The sequence below is a fragment of the Flagellimonas sp. genome, assembly GCF_965222555.1.
In the GTDB taxonomy this organism is placed as follows: domain Bacteria; phylum Bacteroidota; class Bacteroidia; order Flavobacteriales; family Flavobacteriaceae; genus Flagellimonas.
Genome location: NZ_CBDCUG010000005.1, coordinates 113,586 through 136,916 on the forward strand (window position 1 = coordinate 113,586; position 23,331 = coordinate 136,916).

Annotated in this window: 20 protein-coding genes; 14 read left to right on the forward strand and 6 right to left on the reverse strand. The window is 39.3% G+C overall.

What is annotated here, in order from left to right:
* Nucleotides 1–3 precede the first annotated feature (3 nt).
* Genes ACOQO1_RS09085 through trkA form a run of 3 tightly spaced genes read right to left on the reverse strand, consistent with a single transcriptional unit; the run spans nt 4 to nt 3,310 of the window.
* Entirely contained in the window at nt 4–435 is a 432-nt protein-coding gene (locus ACOQO1_RS09085) for a YybH family protein (protein WP_420602559.1), read from the reverse strand.
* 35 nt (nt 436–470) lie between these two features.
* The gene (locus ACOQO1_RS09090) at nt 471–1,961 is read right to left on the reverse strand and encodes a TrkH family potassium uptake protein (protein WP_420602560.1); all 1,491 of its coding nucleotides are present in this window, start codon (nt 1,959–1,961) and stop codon (nt 471–473) included.
* Nucleotides 1,961–3,310: a Trk system potassium transporter TrkA gene (gene trkA / locus ACOQO1_RS09095; RefSeq protein WP_420602561.1), complete on the reverse strand. Its 1,350-nt coding sequence runs from the start codon at nt 3,308–3,310 to the stop codon at nt 1,961–1,963. The genes ACOQO1_RS09090 and trkA overlap by 1 nt, the downstream gene beginning before the upstream one ends.
* A 195-nt stretch (nt 3,311–3,505) precedes the next feature.
* Here trkA and ubiE point away from each other — a divergent pair, with 195 nt between their 5' ends.
* Nucleotides 3,506–4,234 (forward strand): bifunctional demethylmenaquinone methyltransferase/2-methoxy-6-polyprenyl-1,4-benzoquinol methylase UbiE, encoded by a 729-nt coding sequence (gene ubiE, locus ACOQO1_RS09100; protein WP_420602562.1) that lies wholly within the window; start codon nt 3,506–3,508, stop codon nt 4,232–4,234.
* Nucleotides 4,235–4,238: 4 nt separating this feature from the next.
* Nucleotides 4,239–4,937 carry a porin family protein gene (locus ACOQO1_RS09105; protein WP_420602563.1) on the forward strand — a complete coding sequence of 233 codons (699 nt, stop codon included), beginning with the start codon at nt 4,239–4,241 and terminating at the stop codon, nt 4,935–4,937.
* Nucleotides 4,938–4,964: 27 nt separating this feature from the next.
* On the opposite strand, the gene ACOQO1_RS09110 is transcribed toward ACOQO1_RS09105, so the two are convergent.
* The gene (locus ACOQO1_RS09110; RefSeq protein WP_420602564.1) at nt 4,965–5,684 is read right to left on the reverse strand and encodes a TrmH family RNA methyltransferase; all 720 of its coding nucleotides are present in this window, start codon (nt 5,682–5,684) and stop codon (nt 4,965–4,967) included.
* A gap of 81 nt (nt 5,685–5,765) precedes the next feature.
* Here ACOQO1_RS09110 and ACOQO1_RS09115 point away from each other — a divergent pair, with 81 nt between their 5' ends.
* Genes ACOQO1_RS09115 through accD form a run of 3 tightly spaced genes read left to right on the forward strand, consistent with a single transcriptional unit; the run spans nt 5,766 to nt 10,318 of the window.
* A complete protein-coding gene (locus ACOQO1_RS09115) occupies nt 5,766–8,300 on the forward strand; it encodes a BamA/TamA family outer membrane protein (protein WP_420604322.1) in 2,535 nt (844 codons plus the stop codon).
* 54 nt (nt 8,301–8,354) lie between these two features.
* The gene (gene fbaA / locus ACOQO1_RS09120) at nt 8,355–9,422 is read left to right on the forward strand and encodes a class II fructose-bisphosphate aldolase (RefSeq protein ID WP_420602565.1); all 1,068 of its coding nucleotides are present in this window, start codon (nt 8,355–8,357) and stop codon (nt 9,420–9,422) included.
* A 35-nt stretch (nt 9,423–9,457) separates the two neighbouring features.
* Nucleotides 9,458–10,318, forward strand: a complete 861-nt coding sequence (gene accD / locus ACOQO1_RS09125) for an acetyl-CoA carboxylase, carboxyltransferase subunit beta (RefSeq protein ID WP_420602566.1) — start codon at nt 9,458–9,460, stop codon at nt 10,316–10,318.
* Between the two features lie 40 nt (nt 10,319–10,358).
* Here the strand turns inward: accD and ACOQO1_RS09130 are convergent, their stop codons facing one another.
* Nucleotides 10,359–11,126, reverse strand: a complete 768-nt coding sequence (locus ACOQO1_RS09130; RefSeq protein ID WP_420602567.1) for a hypothetical protein — start codon at nt 11,124–11,126, stop codon at nt 10,359–10,361.
* Nucleotides 11,127–11,274: 148 nt separating this feature from the next.
* A complete protein-coding gene (locus tag ACOQO1_RS09135; RefSeq protein WP_420602568.1) occupies nt 11,275–12,153 on the reverse strand; it encodes a hypothetical protein in 879 nt (292 codons plus the stop codon).
* 153 nt (nt 12,154–12,306) lie between these two features.
* On the opposite strand from ACOQO1_RS09135, the gene rpsO reads away from it, so the two are divergent.
* The 9 genes from rpsO (at nt 12,307) to ACOQO1_RS09180 (ending at nt 23,293) form a co-directional block, all read left to right on the forward strand.
* Nucleotides 12,307–12,576 (forward strand): 30S ribosomal protein S15, encoded by a 270-nt coding sequence (gene rpsO, locus ACOQO1_RS09140; RefSeq protein ID WP_420602569.1) that lies wholly within the window; start codon nt 12,307–12,309, stop codon nt 12,574–12,576.
* Between the two features lie 219 nt (nt 12,577–12,795).
* The gene (locus tag ACOQO1_RS09145) at nt 12,796–15,024 is read left to right on the forward strand and encodes a polyribonucleotide nucleotidyltransferase (protein WP_420602570.1); all 2,229 of its coding nucleotides are present in this window, start codon (nt 12,796–12,798) and stop codon (nt 15,022–15,024) included.
* 159 nt (nt 15,025–15,183) lie between these two features.
* Nucleotides 15,184–16,047, forward strand: coding sequence for a sigma-70 family RNA polymerase sigma factor (locus ACOQO1_RS09150; RefSeq protein WP_073180565.1), 864 nt, complete (start codon nt 15,184–15,186; stop codon nt 16,045–16,047).
* A 285-nt stretch (nt 16,048–16,332) separates the two neighbouring features.
* Complete coding sequence (locus ACOQO1_RS09155; protein ID WP_420602571.1) at nt 16,333–17,112, forward strand: leishmanolysin-related zinc metalloendopeptidase; 780 nt, start codon at nt 16,333–16,335, stop codon at nt 17,110–17,112.
* Nucleotides 17,113–17,320: 208 nt separating this feature from the next.
* The gene (locus ACOQO1_RS09160; RefSeq protein WP_420602572.1) at nt 17,321–18,388 is read left to right on the forward strand and encodes a sensor histidine kinase; all 1,068 of its coding nucleotides are present in this window, start codon (nt 17,321–17,323) and stop codon (nt 18,386–18,388) included.
* Nucleotides 18,389–18,404: 16 nt separating this feature from the next.
* The gene (locus ACOQO1_RS09165; RefSeq protein ID WP_420602573.1) at nt 18,405–19,157 is read left to right on the forward strand and encodes a LytR/AlgR family response regulator transcription factor; all 753 of its coding nucleotides are present in this window, start codon (nt 18,405–18,407) and stop codon (nt 19,155–19,157) included.
* A gap of 220 nt (nt 19,158–19,377) precedes the next feature.
* On the forward strand, nt 19,378–21,591 hold the full coding sequence (locus ACOQO1_RS09170; protein WP_420602574.1) for a DUF5916 domain-containing protein: 2,214 nt from the start codon (nt 19,378–19,380) through the stop codon (nt 21,589–21,591).
* A 62-nt stretch (nt 21,592–21,653) separates the two neighbouring features.
* The gene (rpe, locus tag ACOQO1_RS09175) at nt 21,654–22,313 is read left to right on the forward strand and encodes a ribulose-phosphate 3-epimerase (RefSeq protein ID WP_420602575.1); all 660 of its coding nucleotides are present in this window, start codon (nt 21,654–21,656) and stop codon (nt 22,311–22,313) included.
* Nucleotides 22,313–23,293 (forward strand): YpdA family putative bacillithiol disulfide reductase, encoded by a 981-nt coding sequence (locus ACOQO1_RS09180; RefSeq protein ID WP_420602576.1) that lies wholly within the window; start codon nt 22,313–22,315, stop codon nt 23,291–23,293. The genes rpe and ACOQO1_RS09180 overlap by 1 nt, the downstream gene beginning before the upstream one ends.
* Nucleotides 23,294–23,331: the final 38 nt, after the last annotated feature.

Consider the following 23,331-nt stretch of genomic DNA (forward strand, 5'->3'; position numbering starts at 1 on the left):
GTTTTAGCAAGACATATCTGCAACAATTTTCCATTCACCATTGATTTTTCGCAGTACGATCAAAAATACCCCATTGGCATCACCAACTTCTCTGGTAAGGTGATATTGTCCCATAACATAATAGGAATTTGAATCGATTTTGGTAACCGCATCAATGGTAAATTTCAAACTCCCCGTATCTGCCTTGGAAGGATATCTTTCCTTGTATCCTGAAAGGGTCTTGTCCCAGCCCAGGGTCAGCCCTCTTGCTCCATAAAATTGTAGTGAGTCATTTTTCCAATAGCCCTGCATAAATCCTTCCAAATCATGATTGGACCAAGCTTCTTCTTGATCATGTAATATTTGCATAATTTCCGCCTTATCATCTTCTTCGGAAACCTTACAACCAAAAAAACATAGACAAGTACCTAGAAAAAGAAAAACGATTTTTTTCATAGCATTCGAAGTTGCGTTTTAAAATGGAAGGTAAGCTACGTTTTTTTCCAGAAATAAGGGGTAAGTATGATCAACACTGTAAACAGTTCCAACCTTCCCAGTATCATAAGAAAGCCACACCACCATTTTCCAGCGTTGGGCAAACTGTTATAATTGCTTACAGGATTAAGGCTTCCCAAAGCCGGACCAACATTTCCCAAGGATGAAGCGGCCCCTCCAATGGCAGACACAAAATCAAGCCCCAAAAAGCCCAAAACCAATGATCCTATAATAAACAACAGCATATAAAGCACAAAAAAGGCTATAATGTTGTAGACGATATGTTCGGTGACCGTCTTGTTGTTGTATCTAACCGGTATAACCGCATTGGTGTGTAGGGTACGTTTAAATTCCAGCAGTCCATTTTTGATGATAAGAAGGTGGCGCATTACCTTAATTCCGCCAGCAGTTGATCCTGCAGACCCTCCAAGGAACATTAATCCAAAAAAGAAAACGGTCAAAAAGGGTGTCCAGCTGGTAAAGTCAGCTGTTACAAACCCTGTTGTGGTCACCACAGCTACCACCTGAAAAAGTGTATGCCTAAAGGCACTCTCTGCTTTTCCCAAAACCATGGGGTGAAAATCCGAAATGGGCACATCTGCCCTAAAATATACCACCAAGGCCGCTGCTATGGTAAAGAGCACAATAAAGCTTGTATAATATTTAAATTCCTCGTCCTTTAAAACCCGTTGTACTTTCCCTGTAAATGCGAAATAGCTCAAAACGAAATTGCTTCCCGCCAAAAACATAAATACAATGGTAATGTATTGAATCAACGGTTGGTTGTTCCAATACGCCAGACTTGCATTTTTTGTGGAAAACCCTCCTGTTGAAAGTGTGGCAAGTGAGTGGTTCATGGCATCAAAAAATGTCATTCCTGCCAGTTTTAGAAGAATGGTCTCCGCTACTGTATATCCAAAATAGATAAGCCATAAACGTTTAGCGGTATCTGTGATTCTTGGATGCAGTTTATCTCCTGCCGGACCTGGAGCCTCAGCTGCAAACAACTGCATTCCCCCTATGCCCAAAAGTGGTAAAATGGCAATGGCCAGTACAATAATACCCATCCCACCTATCCAATGGGTCAGGCTCCTCCAAAAAAGTATTCCTTTGGGAAGGGATTCAATATCATCCAATATAGAGGCACCTGTTGTAGTATAACCTGATATTGTTTCAAAAAAAGCATTGGTAACAGAAGGTATTGCTCCAGAAAAAAGATAGGGCAACGTACCGGAAATGGACATGATTATCCACCCAAAAGTTACTACAATGTAACCTTCTTTCCTTTTGACCTCTTTTTTATGACCTCTGGTGTAAAACATGGCCATTACCCCAAAAAGCATGGTCACAATGGCTGCCAACGTAATATCCAATGTTGCGCCATCTTTATAAATACCACTTACAAAAGCGGCCAAAAGCATAAAAGAGCCATTGCAAAGTAGCAACAGCCCCATAATGTGAATGATTATTCTGGTATTCAATCCCATTACAAGAACAGCTTTTCTATTCGTGGAATGGCTTTTGGAAGACAACAGACCACTACGCGATCTCCTTCCATAATCTTAAAATCCCCTAATGCAATAATCCCTTTTCCATCTCTAATTACCCCACCTATACTGGCCTCGCGCGGGAAGTTCAGTTCTCTGATGATCTCACCGTTTACCAAGGAAGTTGCTTTTACCTCAAACTCCAGAATTTCGGCATTTAAGTTGTTCAAACGGGTTAAGGCCAAAACTTCTCCTCTTCTTATATATCTAAAAATATTATTGGCAGCCAATAATTTCTTATTAATCAAGGTATCCACACCAATGGAATGGGAGAGTTGAAAGTAATCCATGTTCTCTACCATTGCGATAGTCTTTTTAATCTTCTTGGATTTGGCCACCAAACAGGACATGATATTGGTTTCCGAATTTCCCGTAACAGCAATAAAGGCATCCATGGAATCCAGACTTTCCTCATCCAAAAGCTCCACGTTTCTACCATCTCCATTGATTACCAGTGCATGTGGAAGGTCATCAGCAATATCAAAGGCCTTTTCCTTGTCTTTTTCTATAAGTTTTACATTGAACTTTTTGTTGCATAAATCACGGGCAGTTTTAAATCCAACTTTACTGCCTCCAAGAATCATCACATTTTTGATCTCCTTTTTTTGCATACCGGTAAGCTTGTACAACTCATCCACACCTTCATCGGATGTAATGAAATACACTTGGTCACCTTCCTTAAAAACAGTGTCACCCCTTGGAATCAATGTATACTGTGTCCCCATGCGCTGTAACGCTATGGGCATAAAATGAAGCTCTGGAAAAATTTTGGCTGCTTCTTTGACCATTTTTCCCACAAAAGGTGCCGATTTTGGCAAGAAAACACCAATCATGGTCAACAACCCTTCTTCAAATTCATAAGTATCGTTGAATGCCGATTGATTCAACAGCAATTGAATCTCAGTGGCCGCCAATTCTTCAGGGGAAATCAATTCGTCAATACCAAGCTCATCAAATTTAATGAGCTCACGGTTATCCATAAATTCGGTATTGGAAATCCTGGCAATGGTCCGTTTACAACCCAGTTGCTTGGCCAAAAGGCAAAGTGTCAAATTTGTGGTTTCGGATGCGGTTACCCCGATTACTAGTTCCGAGCTTTCAACCCTGGCATCCCGAAGTACTTCTATTGATGTAGCATCGCCACGAAGCACTCTAATATCCAAGTGATTATCGGCATAGGACAAACTTTCCTTATCGGTATCGATCAATGTGATATCCTGTGCTTCATACGACAATAACTTTGCCAAATGAAAGCCTACTTCACCTGCTCCCGCAATTATAATCTTCATTGATTAGAATAAGATGTTTTAAAAAAAACCAATCCGTGCAATTTGAATAACAAAAATGAATGGTCCCCACTGTCTGAAAGACGAATACTTAACATAATACGGAAAAGATTTCCATTGTTGTTGGGCAAAATTACGTAATTATTTTTGTACCCCTTCCATATCCCTAAGTTGTATATTTGCCAGCAAATTCTTCAGATGTCCAAAAAAGTTAAACCATATAAGGATTCCGACCTAGGAAAAAAAGAACAGGTAAAACAAATGTTCGATACAATTTCAGAGGACTATGATGGGTTGAACAGGGTTATTTCTTTTGGTATTGACATAAAATGGCGCAGAAAGGTGGTTTCCATTCTCAAAAAGAAAGCTCCGAAGAATATTCTCGATATTGCCACAGGAACTGGTGATCTGGCCATTGCCATGATAGCTACTGGAGCCGAGAAAATTGTTGGTCTAGATCTATCTCCAGGCATGCTGGAAGTGGGCAAAGCCAAAATTTCAGCAAAAAACCTTCAAAATACCATTGAAATGGTAGTAGGTGATAGTGAAAACCTTCCTTTTGAGGATAATACTTTTGATGCCATAACCGTGGCCTTCGGGGTTCGTAATTTTGAAAACTTGGAGAAAGGCTTAGGTGAAATTCGCAGAGTGTTAAAACCCAATGGAAGTTTGGTCATTCTAGAAACCTCCGTACCCACAAAAATACCTTTTAAGCAGGGATATCGCTTTTACACTAAATACATTTTACCAACTATCGGAAAAATCTTCTCTAAAGACAGATCTGCATATGCTTATTTGAGTAAATCGGCGTCTGTTTTTCCGCATGGACCGGCATTCAACAATATTTTGGACAAAATTGGGTTTATAGGTATAGAGAACAAGCCCCAGACATTTGGGGTGGCATCCATCTATGTCGCTACAAAATAAATTAATGAAAAACGTCCTTCTTCTATTTGGCCTGCTATTGGTGGCATGCCCAAATTCCATGGCACAGTTTAAAAAAGACCCCATCTTAAATCTTCAAACCGAGGATCAAAAGTTTTTGAATTGGGGTTATTATCTTGGATTTAACCAGTATGATTTTCAGTTTGAATACGAAAATGATATTGGGCAAGATATATTGGTGGACAAGAGTGTTGGATTCAATGTTGGTTTAATTGGGGAAATGCGTGTCAATGAATTTTTGGATGTAAGATTTGAACCAGGCCTACTATATACGGCAAGAAATTTGGGATTTCCGGGTTTTACTTCTGAAGCAGATGCTATTCGAGAGGTAAAATCAACATACATTAGATTTCCGTTATTGTTGAAAGTAAGCGCCAAAAGGTTTGGCAATTGGAAGCCGTATGTTACCGGAGGGGTTTATACTTCGATGAATTTGGGGAGTAAGGAAGATAGTTTGGATGATAACAGCAGTGGTGAGTTCAGAATGAAAAAGAATGTCTATGGTTATGAGCTTGGTTTTGGCATAGATATCTACACAGAATACTTTAAGTTTTCACCTTCTATTCGCGGTGTTTTTGCCCTATCTGATGAGCTGGTTCCTGACAATGACCCCAATAGTCCTTGGACAGGAAACATTGATGCCATGCGCACCAGGGGATTTTTCATCAATTTTACATTTGAATAATTCAGGAAACTTTGCCTGTTTTTAGGGTTACGTCCTTCTGATCTCATTTAAAAGAATGGCTGTAGCAGTTGCTACATTTAGACTTTCTGTTGTTTGATCTCCAAATTGTGGTATTGAAATTCTATGGGAAATCACTTGTTCAACAGCGCTTGAAATTCCATTGGCTTCATTACCCATAACCAAAATACCCTTTTTGGGCAATTTTTCATTATGCACAGTATTTCCATCCATAAAAGCACCGTAGACTGGCAAGGATGTTTCCTTAAGAAAAATGGATAAATCTTTATACAGAACATTCACTCTGGCAATAGAACCCATGGTTGCTTGCAACACCTTGGGATTATAACAATCCACAGTATCTGAGGAACACACCAAATGCTTTATCCCAAACCAATCGCACAATCGTATTATGGTTCCCAAATTTCCTGGATCACGAACGGCATCCAAAGCAATGATCCAATCCTTGTTTTCTATTTCAACACTGTTTGGTTTATAAAATACAGCCAGTATGTCGCTCGGTGTATTTAAACTGCTCATCTGCCTCAATTCTGCTTGCGAAACAAGCTCTGTCCCTTCAAAATCCTGAACTGCTTGCACATTAGTAACAAACAATTTATATAACCTTGTACTAGCTTGCAAAAGTTCGTTTACCGTCTTTTTTCCCTCAACCACAAAGAGTCCGTGTTGAGTTCGGTACTTTTTTTGCTGTAAGCTGGTAACTAGTTTAATTTGGTTTTTGGTAACCATCTAAATCGCGTATTTTTGGCGTCTATGAGGGGTTTTTCAGGTCTAATGTGCAACTGGGCAAAAATAAGATTATTGTTGCTTATGTTAACCATGGTTGGTTGCAATACCCTAAAAAAAGTGGGGGATGATGAATTGCTCCTTACCAAAAACTCCATTTTTGCTGATGACAAGAAGATAAAGAGTGATGACATAAGGAGTTTGATTGCCCAAAAACCCAATAGTAGCCTTTTAGGATATCCATTACGCTTAAATCTATACAATCTTGCCAAGGAAAACCCGGATTCTTCATTTCAGTCTTGGCTGCACAGAAAAGAAAAAAGGGAAAAAAGATTGAACAATCTACTTTCCCAAAAACAAGTAAACCGATTAAGGGAATCTTTTATGGTAAAAGGAGCCAGTGATTTTTTAAAAAGAATTGGTGAAGCTCCAGTGATAATAGATACTGCCCAGGCCCAAAAATCTGTGGATCGATTAAAAGCTTATTACAATAGCAAGGGTTATTTTAACCGCACCGGAACTTATAATATTGTTCAAAAGAAAAGAAAAAAAAGGGCTGAAATTGAATACAAAATCAATTTGCAAAAACCTTTTTTTATTGACACCGTACAAAAAAATATATCCTCCCCAGAACTGGATTCAATCTACAATAGCTCCACTGAACAATCGCTTGTCAATACTGGTGAACAATTTGATTTGGCCAATTTCAATAGTGAACGGGAACGTTTAACAACTTTGTTTAGGAACTCGGGGGTATACAATTTTCAGGAAAGTTCTATAAATTATGACATTTTAAGGGATACTACGAGACTAGCGGATGACCAATCCATGAATGTCCAACTCAATATTCAAAAGCCCAGAAATGCCGATGATAATAACTCAGCAGGTGAACCCTATAGAATACATCGCTTTAAAAAAGTGAACATTTATGCCGATTATCTCATTGGTGAGGATAAGGATTCCTTGAAATCGATAGAGCATGAGAACTATACCATATATTATAATGGCGAGCTCAAATACAAACCGGAAGCACTGACCGATGCCATTTTCTTTGAAAAGGATAGTATATATAGAGACCTGGATCGAATCCGTACCTATAGACAGATTACCAACCTAAACACTTTTAAATATCCAAGTATCATTGATTCGCTGGTTGAGAACAACAAACTCATCTCAAGTATTTACCTTACTCCAAGACCCAAATTCTCGTTAAATCTTGATTTTGATGTCACCCACTCCAATATTCATCAAATCGGCACTGCATTTAGTGCCACTGTAATTACCAGAAATGTCTTTGGAGGCGCAGAAACATTGAATATATCAGCTAGGGGATCTATCGGACTTCTCAATGACCGGAATCCATCCCTGGCCAACGGAACTTTTACATCGGAATTGGGCGGAGATGTGAACATTACATTTCCACGTATCTGGTTTCCATTGAATACAGAGAAAATAATTCCGCATTATATGCTACCCCAAAGTAGATTCTTGGTGGGTACCAATTTTCAAAAGAATATTGGCTTGGACAAGCAATCCTTTAATACAATTCTCTCTTATAATTGGAATCCTTCCAATAGCCTGAGAAACAATATAGAGCTTATCAACGTAGAGTTTGTCCGAAATGTAAACCCCGACAATTTTTATAATCAATACCAAAACACTTTTGCAAGGTTGGATAATATTGCGGATCAATTTCAGGATGATCCACAGTATGCGTCATTTTATGAAACAGTAGACAATGTGGACGACCCGTTACAGTTAAATATTCCTACAGGAGCCAATAGTTTTGTCCAAGGAGTATTGAATGATGAAATTCCAGTGAACCAAGAGGAACGTAACAATATAAACAGTATTGAGGAACGCAGACAGCGGTTAACAGAGAACAACCTGATTTTTGCAAGCAACTATTCTTTTTCAAAAAACAGTAAGGTTGATATCAATGACAACGATTTCTATCAACTACGGGTGAAGTTAGAGAGTGCGGGCAACCTGCTTTCCCTTTTGGATGGGATAGTACCCTACAATAAAAATGATAATGACCAACTTTTGGTTTTTGGAGTGCCTTTCTCGCAATACTTCAAGACTGAGTTCGATTTCATCAGACATTGGGAAGTATCAAACTCAAAAGTATTGGCCTTCCGCAGCTTTTTGGGATTAGCTATACCTTATGGAAACTCGGAAAGCATTCCCTTTGTCCGAAGTTACTTTGCCGGAGGGTCTAACGATAATAGGGCATGGAGGGCGTACGAACTTGGCCCCGGAAGAACAAACAACATCAATGATTTTAATGAGGCCAACCTAAAGCTTGCCTTAAATTTTGAATATCGATTCCCCATAGCAGGTGATGTCAAAGGTGCTTTTTTTGCTGATGCCGGCAACATTTGGAATGTTTTTGACAATGAGGATAACCCAGATGCCATCTTCAGTGGATTCGATTCGTTAGCAGATATAGCTCTAGGAACTGGCTTTGGACTCCGGTACGATTTCACGTACTTTGTTTTCCGGCTTGACGTAGGCTTTAAAACCTATAATCCAGCCGAAGAAACATCAAAACGTTGGTTTAGGCAGTACAACTTTAAAAACGCAGGTTTCAATATCGGTATAAATTATCCTTTCTAGACCGAATATTTTATTACTTTTGTTCACTTATTTAACCAAAAATTAACTAAACGTATGTCCCACAATATTAAGCCGGGCGTTGCTACAGGCGATGAAGTCCAAGCTATTTTTAACCACGCAAAAGAAAATGGTTATGCACTTCCTGCAGTAAATGTAATCGGGTCCAACACCATAAATGCCGTATTGGAAACTGCCGCTGCCCTAAACTCACCCGTTATTGTACAGTTCTCTAATGGCGGAGCACAGTTCAATGCCGGAAAGGGATTGTCCAATGAAAACCAAAGAGCAGCCGTACAAGGAGCTGTTGCCGGAGCCAAGCACGTGCACCAGTTGGCCGAAGCCTATGGAGCTACTGTAATTCTTCATACAGACCATTGTGCAAAAAAGTTGTTGCCATGGGTTGATGGACTTTTGGATGCCAGCGAAGAGCATTATGCAGCTACTGGAAAATCGCTGTTCAGCTCACATATGATCGATCTATCCGAGGAACCCATTGAAGAAAACATTGAAATCTGTAAAGGTTATTTGGAGCGCATGAGCAAAATGGGCATGACTCTGGAAATTGAGCTTGGTGTGACCGGTGGTGAAGAAGATGGTGTTGACAATACCGATATTGATAGTTCCAAACTCTATACGCAACCAGAAGAAGTGGCGTATGCTTATGAAGAATTGTCAAAAATTAGCCCAAAGTTTACCATTGCTGCCGCTTTTGGTAATGTTCATGGGGTATACAAGCCTGGGAATGTAACGTTGACTCCAAAAATCTTGAAGAATTCGCAAGAATTTGTTTCTGAAAAGTACGGAGTGGAACACAATCATATTGATTTTGTCTTCCACGGTGGATCAGGATCTACTTTGGAGGAAATCAGAGAGTCCATAGGTTATGGTGTCATCAAAATGAATATTGACACAGATTTACAGTACGCATTTCTTTCAGGAGTAAGAGATTATGTTCAGGACAAATCTGAATATCTTCAAGCTCAAATAGGAAACCCTGATGGAGATGATCAGCCCAATAAAAAATTCTATGATCCTAGGGTTTGGCTTCGCGAAGGAGAAAAATCCTTTGTTGAAAGATTAAAAAAGGCCTTTGAAGACCTTAACAACATCAATACACTCTAGAGTTCTAAAAGCGGTTTAACCAAAATATTGATTCCATGTCGTCTTGGTTTAAAAGAAAGGAAAAAGGAATACAAACAGCTACCGAGGAAAAAAAGGACACACCTAAAGGCCTCTGGTACAAGTCCCCCACTGGGAAAATCGTTGAATCTGAGGATCTTGCAAAAAATTTTTATGTAAGTCCGGAAGATGATTATCATGTAAGAATTGGCAGCAAGGAATATTTTGAGATTCTTTTTGATGACAACAAGTTCAAAGAGTTGGATGAAAAATTGTCTGCAAAAGACCCTTTGAAGTTTGTGGACACAAAAAAATACTCTGAAAGACTTAAGGCTGCACAGCAAAAAACAAAATTGAAGGATGCGGTGCGCACTGCGGTTGGAAAATCCATGGGCAAGGACTTGGTCATCGCCTGTATGGATTTCAGCTTTATCGGTGGATCTATGGGAAGTGTGGTAGGTGAAAAAATTTCACGTGCCATTGACCATGCCAAAAAGAAGAAGATTCCATTTGTAATGATTTCAAAATCTGGTGGTGCACGAATGATGGAAGCCGCATTATCATTAATGCAATTGGCCAAAACATCGGCAAAATTGGCTCAGTTGGCCGAGGCAAAGATTCCTTACATATCATTATGTACAGACCCAACTACTGGTGGAACCACAGCATCTTATGCCATGTTGGGCGATATCAATATTGCCGAACCTGGAGCACTGATCGGTTTTGCAGGGCCACGAGTAGTTAAGGATACTGTTGGAAAAGACCTTCCGGAAGGTTTCCAAACATCGGAATTTTTAAAAGAACATGGGTTCTTGGATTTCATCTCCCACCGAAGGGATTTGAAAAAGAAAATCAATCAGTACATTGATTTGATTACCAATCAACCCATGAGAGTATAACATAAAAAAGCCCCGAAATTCGGGGCTTTTCTTTTATAAATCAATTTTCTTCTTCTAGATTTTCTGGTCTTTTTATTTGAAAGATACCCGCCAGTTTTTTGGTCTTACTCCCTTCTTCATTGGGACGTTTAAGTATATTCAAATTTTTATATCCCTTAATTGCACCCAATAGGGCTTTTTTGGAAAGTCTAAATTCCTTTTTAACATCATCTCCGTAAACTACAAAACCTTGATCTTCAACAAAGTCAAAACCTACAGAGTCTTTGGAAACATAGTTAACCATAAAATCCATTTTTTGGGGTGAAAAATATGGACTGGGTTGATATTTGGCAATATGACCATTCATATCTGTAACGGCCTCTACCTCTATAACCTTAAAAGTATACCGATCATCAATTTCGGGTATTTCCACTAAATCTTCTTTTGCAGATATTCTGGAATTCTTGCTCCAACTCTTGCCAATATTCTCTGCGGAGACATCAACTGCTCCATAAATCACATAACCCAATAAAAACAAAATGGGAAGAGCCAAAACTATAGAACCTGCATAGCTCCAAATGGGACTACGCTTTTTCAGCATTTTCAAGTTTATGGCAGAGCGCATTTCGGGAGTGGTATCGGCAAATTCTTTCTTCGTCTCCTTATCCTTTATTTTCCAATGCTTTTCAACGGGAAAAATTGGGATATACCAGAAATGGAAAACCTTTTGATATATATTGAAACTAAGATTTTCAGCACCCTTCAGGCCAAGTTCTCCAGCAGAAAACGACTTTATTTTAAGTGAATATGTTCCAAGTTTTATTCTCATAAATTTAAAGTTTACATAAAAAAAGGTTCCTTATAAACTTGAAAACTCCCAATTTATTTGACTCTGGCACATAAAATTGTTTCATTCATTTTAAAGCATAAAAAAGGAGAGGTTTTACACCTCTCCTCCATTTTCCTTTTTAGGATTCTTATTTCTTAAACCGTCTTAAGAATATTTCTTTTTCAGTTCCATCGGGCTGAGTCAGAATACCAACTGCGTCACATGTTCCATCACCAAAATCCAAACTGGCCGTATTGTCATTTCTGGTGATTTCCAACACTCCACTTACAATAAACCTACAGGCCATTTCCCTACGTAGTGGTGTAATTACTTCTTTGATAAAAACATTGCCTTCCCTACCTACATAGGTTCGCTTACCAGTAATCAAGAAAACATTGTCACCCCAAAAACCAGAACCATAACCTTCAATCCACTCCCTGGTACGGGTTCCTTCAAAGGAAGCAATATCACCATCAGGCCACGTGGCAGTAAAAGATGCATTGGCCGTCGATTGCGGGTTTTCGTTCTCATTGGAACGCTCACGAAGAATATCGGCACTTCCCTCAATAGCTACACCATTGAATGTAAAATCCTCCAGATTTAAAACCAATGTCTTAGTGGCCAATTCCATATCTTTTGCATAGCTGAGATTAATAATTCCGCTCAATACATTTCCATTGGGCAATTCGCAACCGGCTCCAAAATCAATGGTCTTTTCTTTAGTTGTGTCCGTGACCACCGTTGTAATGGTAACACAATCAGGAAGAAAATCCGACCTATGCGGTATTTTGGAAACAAACGAAATCTCATCGGAAGCATACACATCCTCGGCAATTGCAGTAACCTCTTCCGAAATCAATTCGGTTTCATCACTATATTTTAATTCTGTAGAAGAAATCACTTCGGAACTTGATAGTTCTTCTGTGGAGTCCTCTTCTTTTGAACACGATATTGCCACCAAAAGCAAGGCTCCAAGAAAAAATGAAGCAACTTTGGTCAAATTAAATTGTTTAAGATTCTTTTTCATAATGATTAAATTTTTGGGTTTGGTCTTATGACCGATCTTAAAACAAAAGGTTTAATCAAAGGGTTAAAATTTTTTCATTCTAAAAAAGGAGTTATCTTTGCACGCTGATTGAAAGACAATCAATACATAAAAATCATTTAAATAAATATTGGAATGTATTTAACTAAAGAAGTAAAAGCCGATATCTTTAAGAAACACGGCGGCTCTGAGAGCAACACCGGTTCTACGGAAGGGCAAATTGCATTGTTCACGCACCGTATCAACCATTTGACACAACACCTTAAGAAGAACCACAAAGATTACAACACCGAGCGTTCTTTGGTAAAATTGGTAGGTAAAAGACGTAGTCTTTTGGATTACCTAAAGAAAAAAGACATTGTAAAATACCGTGAGTTAATTAAAGAACTAGGTATTAGAAAATAAAAATAAAAAGGGGAGGCTTGGCTTCCCCTTTTGTTTTGCCAAACTCGTTTTGGTACTTAAATCCCAATCTTAAGATTGGGCAAATACAAAAAGCTGCCTACAGTTTTTCATTGGTCAGTGCCATTGGCACACACAACAACAACACAACCCGACCGTCCGGATGGCGGTAGACCAAATGTTTAACGACCCACGCAAATTTTAGTGGGTAAGACTAATTCTATGATTCCAAAAACTTTTAAAGAGGTCATTGACCTCGGTGACGGTAGGGAAATTTCTATCGAAACCGGAAAATTGGCAAAACAGGCCCATGGTTCTGTTGTTGTCCAATCAGGCAAATGTATGCTGTTGTGTACAGTTGTCTCCAATTACAAACAAAGCGATGTTGACTTTTTACCGCTTACGGTAGATTATCGTGAAAAATTTGCTGCTGCTGGGCGTTATCCCGGTGGTTTCTTTAAACGTGAAGCAAGACCAAGTGATGGTGAAGTATTGACCATGCGTTTGGTGGATAGGGTTTTAAGACCATTATTCCCTAAAGATTATCATGCCGAAACACAGGTGATGATTCAGTTAATGTCCCATGACGATGATGTTATGCCGGATGCCATGGCTGGACTTGCTGCTTCTGCGGCTATCCAACTTTCGGATTTTCCGTTTGAATGTGCCATTTCAGAAGTTCGTGTTGGTAGAATCAATGGTGAATTGATCATCAACCCAACAAGAGCACAACTTAAAGAATCGGACATTGATATGGTTATCGGTGCTTCCGCAGATTCTGTTATGATGGTAGAAGGTGAAATGGACGAAATTTCCGAAGAGGAAATGGTAGAGGCCATCAAGTTTGCACACGAAGCCATCAAAGTACAGTGTGAAGTACAGTTGAAACTGGCAGAAGCTTTCGGAAAGAAAGAAACCCGAGAGTATGAGCCAGAAGTTGAAGATGAAGAGCTTGAAAAGAAAGTTCATGATCTTACCTACGATAAGGTATACGCCATTGCAAAGGCAGGTTCTGCCAAGCATGAGCGTAGCGCTGCTTTTGATGCTATTAAAGAAGAAGTAAAAGCAACATTTTCTGAAGAAGAATTGGAAGAAATTGGGGATTTGGTCTCAAAATACTTCTACAAAGCTGAAAAAGAAGCTGTTCGTAACCTTACCTTAGAAGAAGGCCTTCGTTTGGATGGACGTAAAACCGATGAAATCAGACCTATCTGGTGTGAAATCGATTATTTGCCATCTGTTCACGGTTCTTCGATCTTCACCAGAGGTGAAACACAGGCTTTGGCCACTGTTACTTTGGGTACATCTAGAGAAGCCAACCAGATAGATATGCCATCTTATGAAGGTGAAGAAACATTCTATTTGCACTACAACTTCCCTCCTTTCTCAACTGGAGAAGCAAGGCCAATTCGTGGAACTTCTCGACGTGAAGTAGGTCACGGAAACTTGGCCCAACGAGCATTAAAAGGGATGATTCCTGAAGACTGCCCATATACGGTACGTGTGGTTTCCGAAGTATTGGAATCCAATGGCTCATCTTCTATGGCAACAGTTTGTTCCGGTACCATGGCATTGATGGATGCGGGTGTGCAATTGAAAAAGCCTGTTTCCGGTATAGCAATGGGATTGATTACCGATACCGACTCTGGCAAATATGCCGTTCTTTCCGATATTTTGGGTGATGAAGATCACTTGGGAGATATGGACTTTAAAGTAACTGGTACTTCTGATGGTATTACTGCTTGTCAAATGGATATCAAGGTAAAAGGACTTTCTTATGAAATCTTGGTGAAAGCATTGATGCAGGCCAAAGATGGAAGACTTCATATCCTTGAGAAACTTACCGATACTATTGCTGCACCTAATGCAGAGGTAAAATCATACGCACCAAAAATTGTTACCAAAATTATTCCTGGTGAATATATTGGTGCAGTAATCGGTTCTGGTGGAAAAGTGATTCAGGAATTGCAGAAAGAGACCAATACTACAATTGTTATCAATGAAGATCCTGACACCGAAGAAGGTATTGTTGAAATCTTGGGTACTGACCAAGGTGGTATCGATGCCGTAATCGCCAAAATCGATGCGGTAATGTTCAAACCAGAAGTTGGTAGCGTTTACGAAGTAAAAGTGATCAAGATGCTTGACTTCGGTGCTGTAGTGGAATATGCTGAAGCTCCAGGCAACGAAGTATTGCTTCACGTTTCCGAATTGGCTTGGGAACGCACCGAAAACGTTTCTGATGTAGTAAACATGGGAGATGTTTTTGACGTGAAATACTTCGGGTTAGATCCTAGAACCAGAAAAGAAAAGGTTTCTAGAAAAGCGCTTTTACCAAAACCAGAAGGTTATGTAGAACGTCCTCCTAGAAACAATGACCGTAGAGGTGGAGATCGCAGGAACAACGACCGTAGAGGTGGTAATCGTGATAGAAAGCCGAAAAGAGACTAATTTTTTAGTCAAATAATAGATTTTAAAGGCTCCAAGCACCGCTTGGGGCCTTTTTTACAACAAAAAAGCAAATAAATTTTAGTAAAATGTAACTTTTTGCATTTTCCTACGTATAACTTAATGAGCTTCGGTTCACAAATTTAATTTGAAGGGAAAATAATGAGACAGTTAAAGATCACAAAACAGGTTACCAATAGGGAAACCGCTTCGTTGGACAAATATTTACAGGAAATCGGTAAAGTGGATTTAATCACTGCCGATGAGGAAGTAGAATTGGCACAGCGAATCAAAGCGGGAGACCAGATAGCCTTGGAAAAATTAACTAAAGCCAACCTCAGATTCGTGGTTTCTGTTGCAAAACAGTATCAAAACCAAGGATTGACCCTTCCTGATTTAATAAATGAAGGAAACTTGGGACTGATCAAAGCAGCACAACGTTTTGATGAGACCCGTGGATTTAAATTTATTTCGTACGCTGTATGGTGGATCCGTCAGTCTATTCTTCAGGCATTGGCCGAGCAATCCCGTATTGTTCGTTTGCCATTGAACAAGATTGGCTCCATCAACAAGATCAACAAGACTTTTGCTTTCTTGGAACAGGCACATGAGCGTGTTCCTTCCGCTGAGGAAATTGCCAAAGAATTGGACATGACCGTTGAAGATGTAAAGCAATCCCTGAAAAATTCTGGTCGACACGTATCTATGGATGCACCATTAATCGATGGTGAAGATTCTAACCTTTACGATGTATTGCGTAGTGGGGAATCTCCAAATCCGGACAAGGAATTGTTGCACGAATCATTACGTACTGAAATAGAACGTGCATTGGAAACCTTGACCCCAAGGGAAGCTGATGTTATCCGACTTTATTTTGGTTTGGCAGGGCAACATTCCATGACTTTAGAAGAAATTGGTGAAACTTTTGATTTGACAAGAGAGCGTGTTCGCCAGATAAAGGAAAAAGCGATCAGAAGGTTGAAACATACCTCTAGAAGTAAAATATTAAAGACTTATTTGGGATAATCATAAGATTATCCGCACAAATTACAGTTAAACAAACCTTAAATTTGTTTTTTGGCAAGAAAGTTGTAATTTGTAATCCTACAACAGTTTATCATGACTGTTCGTTTTTTGATTGATGAATAAACTCCGGCTGATTACCGGAGTTTTTTCATTTATATACCTAAGTACATTGTCAAAAAAATTGACACCATTCTCCACTCCCTGTTAAAGTTTCTTCAATCACTTCCCTTTCATCAATTTCCAACGTAAATATTTAGGGCTACATATTAATCTAAAGGTATAGGTATGAGTTTTTCAATAGAAGTAAGGTTCTTGGGAGGATTGACCCCAAGTCAACAAGAGATTTTTGACATCGCCGCATGTAGGTGGCAAAAAATTATTACTGGTGAATTACCAAGGGTTCAATTAGCCAATGGTGAGATTATTGATGATGTGAGAATTGATGCCCAGGGTACTAATATTGATGGCGCATCTGGAATTTTAGGTCAGGCCGGTCCAACACAGCTGAGGGCTGGAAGCTTTTTACCTGCCACAGGAATCATGCGGTTTGACAGTGCCGATCTAGCACGTTTGGAGGCCGAAAACAGCTTAAAAGACGTCATCATTCATGAAATGGGACATGTTTTGGGATTTGGCACCCTTTGGTCCAGTCAGTTTTTGAATCTAATAACCGGAGAGGGTACGGAAAATCCACAATTTACAGGTGAAAATGCCATTAACGAGTACAAAACCTTGGCAAACAACACTGAATTGGACACAGTTCCTTTGGCCAATACAGGAGGCGAGGGAACCCGGGATGGCCATTGGCGTGAACTTGTTTTTGACAATGAACTGATGACTGGATTCATTGATAATGAGGACAATCCAATAAGTAAAATGTCCATTGGAGCCTTTCAAGATATGGGCTATCAAGTTGATTATAAAGCTGCGGATGCATATGAGCTTCCTGATCCTACCCTATTATCTTTAAAAGAGCTAAACGCAAATAATCAGTGTAAGATGTGCAGCAAAAAAATCCTTCGGTGTGACCCAATAATTTTGTCTGAATCTGCTTTAATAGACTGACAAACAATTATTAACACCATTCATTTGTTTTTGCATATGAATGGAATGCGTTTACGGAGAGAACAAGACATTTGACCATAAAAAGCTGTTGTCTGCCGTTTTGGCTCCCAATCCTTAGCGCTATTTTGTACTTTCACGCCCAATATCTTTCTATTTTATACAAATCGGGTAACGCAGAAAGTATAGCTTCCGATAAAATGTGTATTGGATGATTGACAAAATTTTAAATACAAAGAATAGAATATCCTATCATATCCTTTTTTGGTTGGGATATATATTATTTTATACTGTTTTTTGGGGAAGTTACGAGGGTAATTACTGGGACCAATTCCTTCAATTGTTGTTCCTATTGCCCTGGAAAATCATCCCCACCTACATTACACTTTATTATCTGATGCCCAAGTACTTATACCTCAAAAAAATGGGGGCATATATAGTACTTTCAGTTATATTGGCCATTAGTATGGCCTTGATAGACCGATACATGACCTGGAGCTATCTGTACCCTTGGTTCTATGCTGATGAAGTAGATCATTGGGACCATTCTGTTTGGTATTTCCCCAAAATATTGAACTCGCTTATTAGAGTTTACACACCGGTATTTGTTGCAATGGCAATTAAATTGCAGCGGTTTTACTATCAAAAAGACCAGATTAACAAAGCACTTGAAAAAGAAAAGATAGAAACCGAGCTAAAATTCTTAAAAGCGCAGATCCACCCTCACTTTTTGTTCAATACACTTAATAGTATCTATTCTCTCTCCTTAAAAAAATCCACAAAAACACCCGATTCCGTCTTGGGCCTATCAAAATTCTTGGATTATATGCTTTACGAATGCAATGATAAATTTATTACCGTGGAGCGTGAATGGGAACAATTAATGAACTTGGTAGAACTGGAAAAGCTTCGATATGGTGATAAACTCACGATTTCGACCAAATTGAAGGACGATAACCAAGAAAGTCTAATTCCACCATTATTATTGTTGCCTTTTGTGGAAAATGCTTTTAAACATGGGGCGGATAACCTGATTTCAGATTCGTGGATAAACATTGATTTACGTTTAAAAGACCAGCAACTCCTATTTATGGTGGAAAATAGTAAGGCACCAGTACAAACCAATGAAGTTTTGGATAGTGATAAGAATATTGGCCTTAAAAATGTGCGAAGAAGATTGGAACTCTTTTTTCCAGATAAGCATGAGCTAAAAATATTGGAAGAACCAGACAGTTTTTTGGTTAAATTGGAGATTGATCTTAGCGGTATAAGTACCTAAATCTGGTGTTATGCAAATGGCAAGAAATATTAAATGCATTATTGTAGACGATGAGCCCCTTGCAAGGAGTGTTCTTGTAGACCATGCGGATCAAATTGATCAACTGGAAGTTGTTGCGGTCTGCGCCAATGCTGTAGAAGCATTTGGGCACCTACAAAAAGAGGAGATCGATCTTGTTTTTTTAGACATAAAGATGCCAAAAATTAGCGGTTTGGAACTACTGGAATCCCTAGATCACCAGCCTTTGGTAGCTTTTACAACCGCGTACAGGGAGTTTGCCATTAAAGCTTTTGAGCTGGATGCCATAGACTATTTGCTAAAACCCGTTTCCTTGGCCCGTTTTATGAAAACCATATCCAAAGCCAACAAATATCTTATGGGTAGCAATGCCCTTGAGGTTAACGAGCAAACGGTCCAGAAAAACACAGTTTCCGATCAGGAAACCTCAGAACCCGAACTACTCTACATTAAATCACAAAGAAAAATCATAAAATTGGACCTATGTGATATCAATTATATTGAAAGCTTAAACGATAAAGTAATCATCCACACCAATGAGAATGAGGTAATGACCACCCAGCGCATAGGCTATCTTGAGGAGAAATTACCGAAAAATAAATTTATCCGGATTCATAGGTCCTTTATAATTTCGGCAAAAAAAGTGGCCGCTTTCAATAGTATTATGGTTGAAGTCAAAGGGAAGGAACTGCCAATTGGACGAAACTATCGTTCCCAGGCTTTGAGCATACTTCAAAAAAGCTCCAACTAGCCTAAAATCAAATATTATCATCCCTTTTGTGTTAAGCATTCCTTAAATCAAGCTTCAGTGTCACTCCAAACCCATTTATGACACTTTTACATACGTTTTCGGCTCCAAACTGCCCTTAAGTGTCGTTTCCTAGTTATAGGCCTACATTCCCAAAATTCACTTGTGAATAGTTTTAAGGTGCCTGTTCTTTGAGCCATCATCATCAAAAAACGAACAGCTTATGAAAACTGTTTGGATAATCATCTTTATTTTAATTCCAATACTTAGTTTTTCCCAAAACGGTGGCGGTAACACAAGGTCACTCTATAAATACCATATCAAAAAAACCACCAATCCTATTACCTTGGATGCCGCCATTGGGGAAAATGAATGGAATCATCACGCACCCATCACCAACTTTTACAACCATTGGCCCAACGACACGGGTCAGGCCCAAAACCAAACAGAGGTTAAAATGACCTATGATAGCCAAAACCTATACATTTTGGCCAAGTGTTATGACAATGGAGAACGTATTGTACAATCGTTGACCAGGGATAGGGATGAAGATTACTGGGGGAGTGATAATTTTTCTGTGGCCTTGGACCCTGTAAATACCAAACAAAGTGGTTTTATGTTTGGAGTCACAGCAGGAGGGGCAGAAATTGAAGGAAGTTTAACCATTGAAGGCTCCCTTACCTGGCTTTCAGAAAACTGGGACAACAAATGGGTCTCCAAAACTGCACAATTTCCCGATTATTGGCTTACCGAAATAGCCATCCCCTTTAAAACATTGCGTTACAATGCCAATCAGCAAACTTGGGGAATCAATTTTATAAGAGGGGACAAGCAAAACAACATGTACACTACTTGGACCCAGTTTCCGGTAAACTTCAACGGTATCAGTATGAACTATATGGGATCTTTGGAATGGGATCAAAGTCCAGAGAAAGCAAAAGGGGCTTTTATCTTAAATCCTTATGTGACCTCTTCCTCTGTTCGGGATTATGAAGATACAGATCAAACAGAAGCACAACTGAAAAGTGACTTGGGGGGTGAAGTGAAAATTGCACTGACAAGTAGCCTCAACCTAGATCTTACCCTGTTCCCTGATTTTTCCAATGCAGATGTTGATGAGCAGGTAACCAATATTACCCGTTTTAACATCTTTTTACCCGAACAACGTAACTTTTTTCTTGAAAACAACGATATCTTTTCAAATTTTGGGACTTACGACATAAAGCCCTTCTTTTCAAGAAGAATAGGCATTATAGAAGGTGATGCAGTTCCCATTGATTTCGGCGGCAGATTGACAGGTAATATCTCCCCCAACCTTCGTATTGGGGTCATGAACGTACAAACTAGGCAAATTGGGGAATATGCCTCCCAAAACTATAGTGTAGGGGCTTTTCAACAAAAAGTACTAAAAAGATCGGTCATCAAGGGTATATTTATTAATCGACAAGCGACCAGCACAACTCCTGAGCTGGAATATTCCAGAAATGCTGGCCTGGAGTTTAGCTATGTTTCAGAAAGTGGAAAATTGAATACCACATTTTTATACCATACTTCAATAACTCCTGAAAACTATAAGGATACCCATTTTTATGGTTTGGATGGCTACTATAGCTCCAAAAGACTTCGGACTGGTTGGACCTTAAATGTAGTTGGTGATAACTACATTACCGAACTTGGTATCAACCCTCGTTTAGAAAATTATAATGCTGAGACGGAAGAAACTGTTCGTTTGGGCTATACCTTGATCAATCCATGGTTGCGTTATTTAACTTTTACCAAAGACGAAGACAAAAAACTCAATTATCATGGATTGCGTACCTGGCACAACTTGTATTTAAACTCCGATGGAACATTTAATGAAAGTCAAAATAATGTTGGATATGATTTTGAATATAAGAATACGGCACGGATGCTTTTATTGGCCCGTTATCGAAAGGTAGATTTATTGTTTCCAACCTCTTTGCTTGGTGATGATTATACCCCAATACCAATTGGCGACTATTCATTTGCTTGGTCGGAGCTTCGGTACAGTTCGGATGTTAGAAAGACTTTTGTTTGGAATACTAACATTAACTACGGACAGTTTTTTAACGGAACCCGGTCAGGTGCCATGATCCAAGGTTCACTTCGTTTTAGACCTTGGGGTAGTTTTGGCATTACCTATGATTACAACGATGTACGTTTGGCGGAAAGTTTTGGAAAGGATAAAATTCATTTAATGCGATTTAATGGAGACATCAGCTTCTCCAACAAATTATCATGGAGAAATGTGGTCCAATACAATACCCAAGGAGATAATTTTAGTGTTTTTTCCCGTTTGCAATGGCGATATAGCCCAATGTCCGACATTTTTCTCATCTTCAATGAAAATCATGATACCACTGGTTTGGGGATAAAAAACAGGTCCATAGTGTTAAAGGCTACCTATTGGCTCTAGGAAACAGAACAGCCCTCTAAACCCACTTCATTTGCTTATTTTTGTACGCATATAAAGCACAAATGAATACAAAATTAGTAGCTCCTTCCCTATTGGCAGCAGATTTTGCCAATCTTCAACGTGATTCGGAAATGGTAAACCAAAGTGAAGCCGATTGGTTTCATTTGGACATCATGGACGGTGTTTTCGTTCCCAATATTTCCTTTGGAATGCCTGTGATTAAAGCCATAGCCGAACATGCAAAAAAAACTTTGGATGTTCATTTAATGATTGTCGACCCAGACCGATACATTAAAACCTTTGCAGATTTGGGTTCTAATAACCTCACTGTTCACTATGAAGCCTGCACCCACCTTCATAGAACCTTACAGGCCATAAAAGCTGAAGGCATGAAAGCAGGAGTGGCGTTGAACCCACATACCTCCGTAAACTTGCTGGAAGATACCATCCAAGATATCGATTTGGTCTGTATGATGAGCGTAAATCCTGGTTTTGGGGGACAATCCTTTATCGAAAACACCTATCAAAAGGTTTCGGACCTAAAAAATATCATCGAAAAGAAAAATTCCAAGGCTCTAATTGAAATTGATGGTGGGGTAAATGCGACCAATGCCAAAAAGTTGGTGGATGCCGGAGCGGATGTTTTGGTTGCAGGCAGTTTTGTGTTTAAAAGTGAAAATCCCATCGACATCATTAAAAATCTAAAAGAAATCATCAATTAATGCAAAAACTTGATGTATTGATCATTGGAGGAGGCCCTATTGGTATTGCCTGTGGTCTTGAAGCCAAGAAAAAAGGACTTTCCTATCTCATTGTTGAAAAGGGGCCTATAGTGAACTCCTTGTTCAACTATCCCATCAATATGCAGTTTTTTTCCTCTTCGGAGCGATTGGAGATTGATGATATTCCCTTTATCAGCAAAGAAGCCAAGCCCAAACGTAATGAGGCGTTGGAGTACTACCGTCGGATTGTGACATCAAACCAACTCAATATCCATCTGTTTGAGAAAGTTTTGGAAGTACAAAAGCAGGCCCAAATTTTCACCGTTAAAACAGATAAAGGACAGTATTCGGCCAAAAATATCGTCGTAGCCACAGGGTTTTATGATTTACCAAACAAGATCAATGTGCCAGGAGAGGATTTACCCAAGGTATCGCATTACTATAAAGACCCGCATTTTTATGCCAGTCAAAAATTGGCTGTGGTCGGGGCGAGCAATTCGGCCATAGATGCTGCTTTGGAGTGTTGGCGTAAAGGTTCGGAGGTCACTTTGATCATTCGGGGGCCAGAGGTGGGACAACGGGTCAAATATTGGGTCCGTCCGGATATCATCAACCGAATTGAGGAAGGAAGCATAAAAGCTTACTACAATTCCAATGTCAAGGAAATAAAACCTACGGAGCTTATCCTTGATACACCAGAGGGGGAGGTTACATTGGAAAATGACTTTGTATTGGCACTTACTGGTTACATGCCCAACTTTGAGTTTTTGGAAAAACTGGGGATTGAACTCTCACAGGATGAAAAACGTCTTCCCAATTACGATCCCGAAACCATGGAAACCAACATTGAAGGTTTGTTTTTGGCCGGAGTAATCTGCGGTGGAATGGAAACTCATAAATGGTTTATTGAGAATTCTCGGATTCATGCACCCATAATCATGGATGCCATAATCAATAAGCAATCAGCTGTTAAGTCCTGACACTCTTTTGTAATCAATTGTATTTGACACGACTAAGA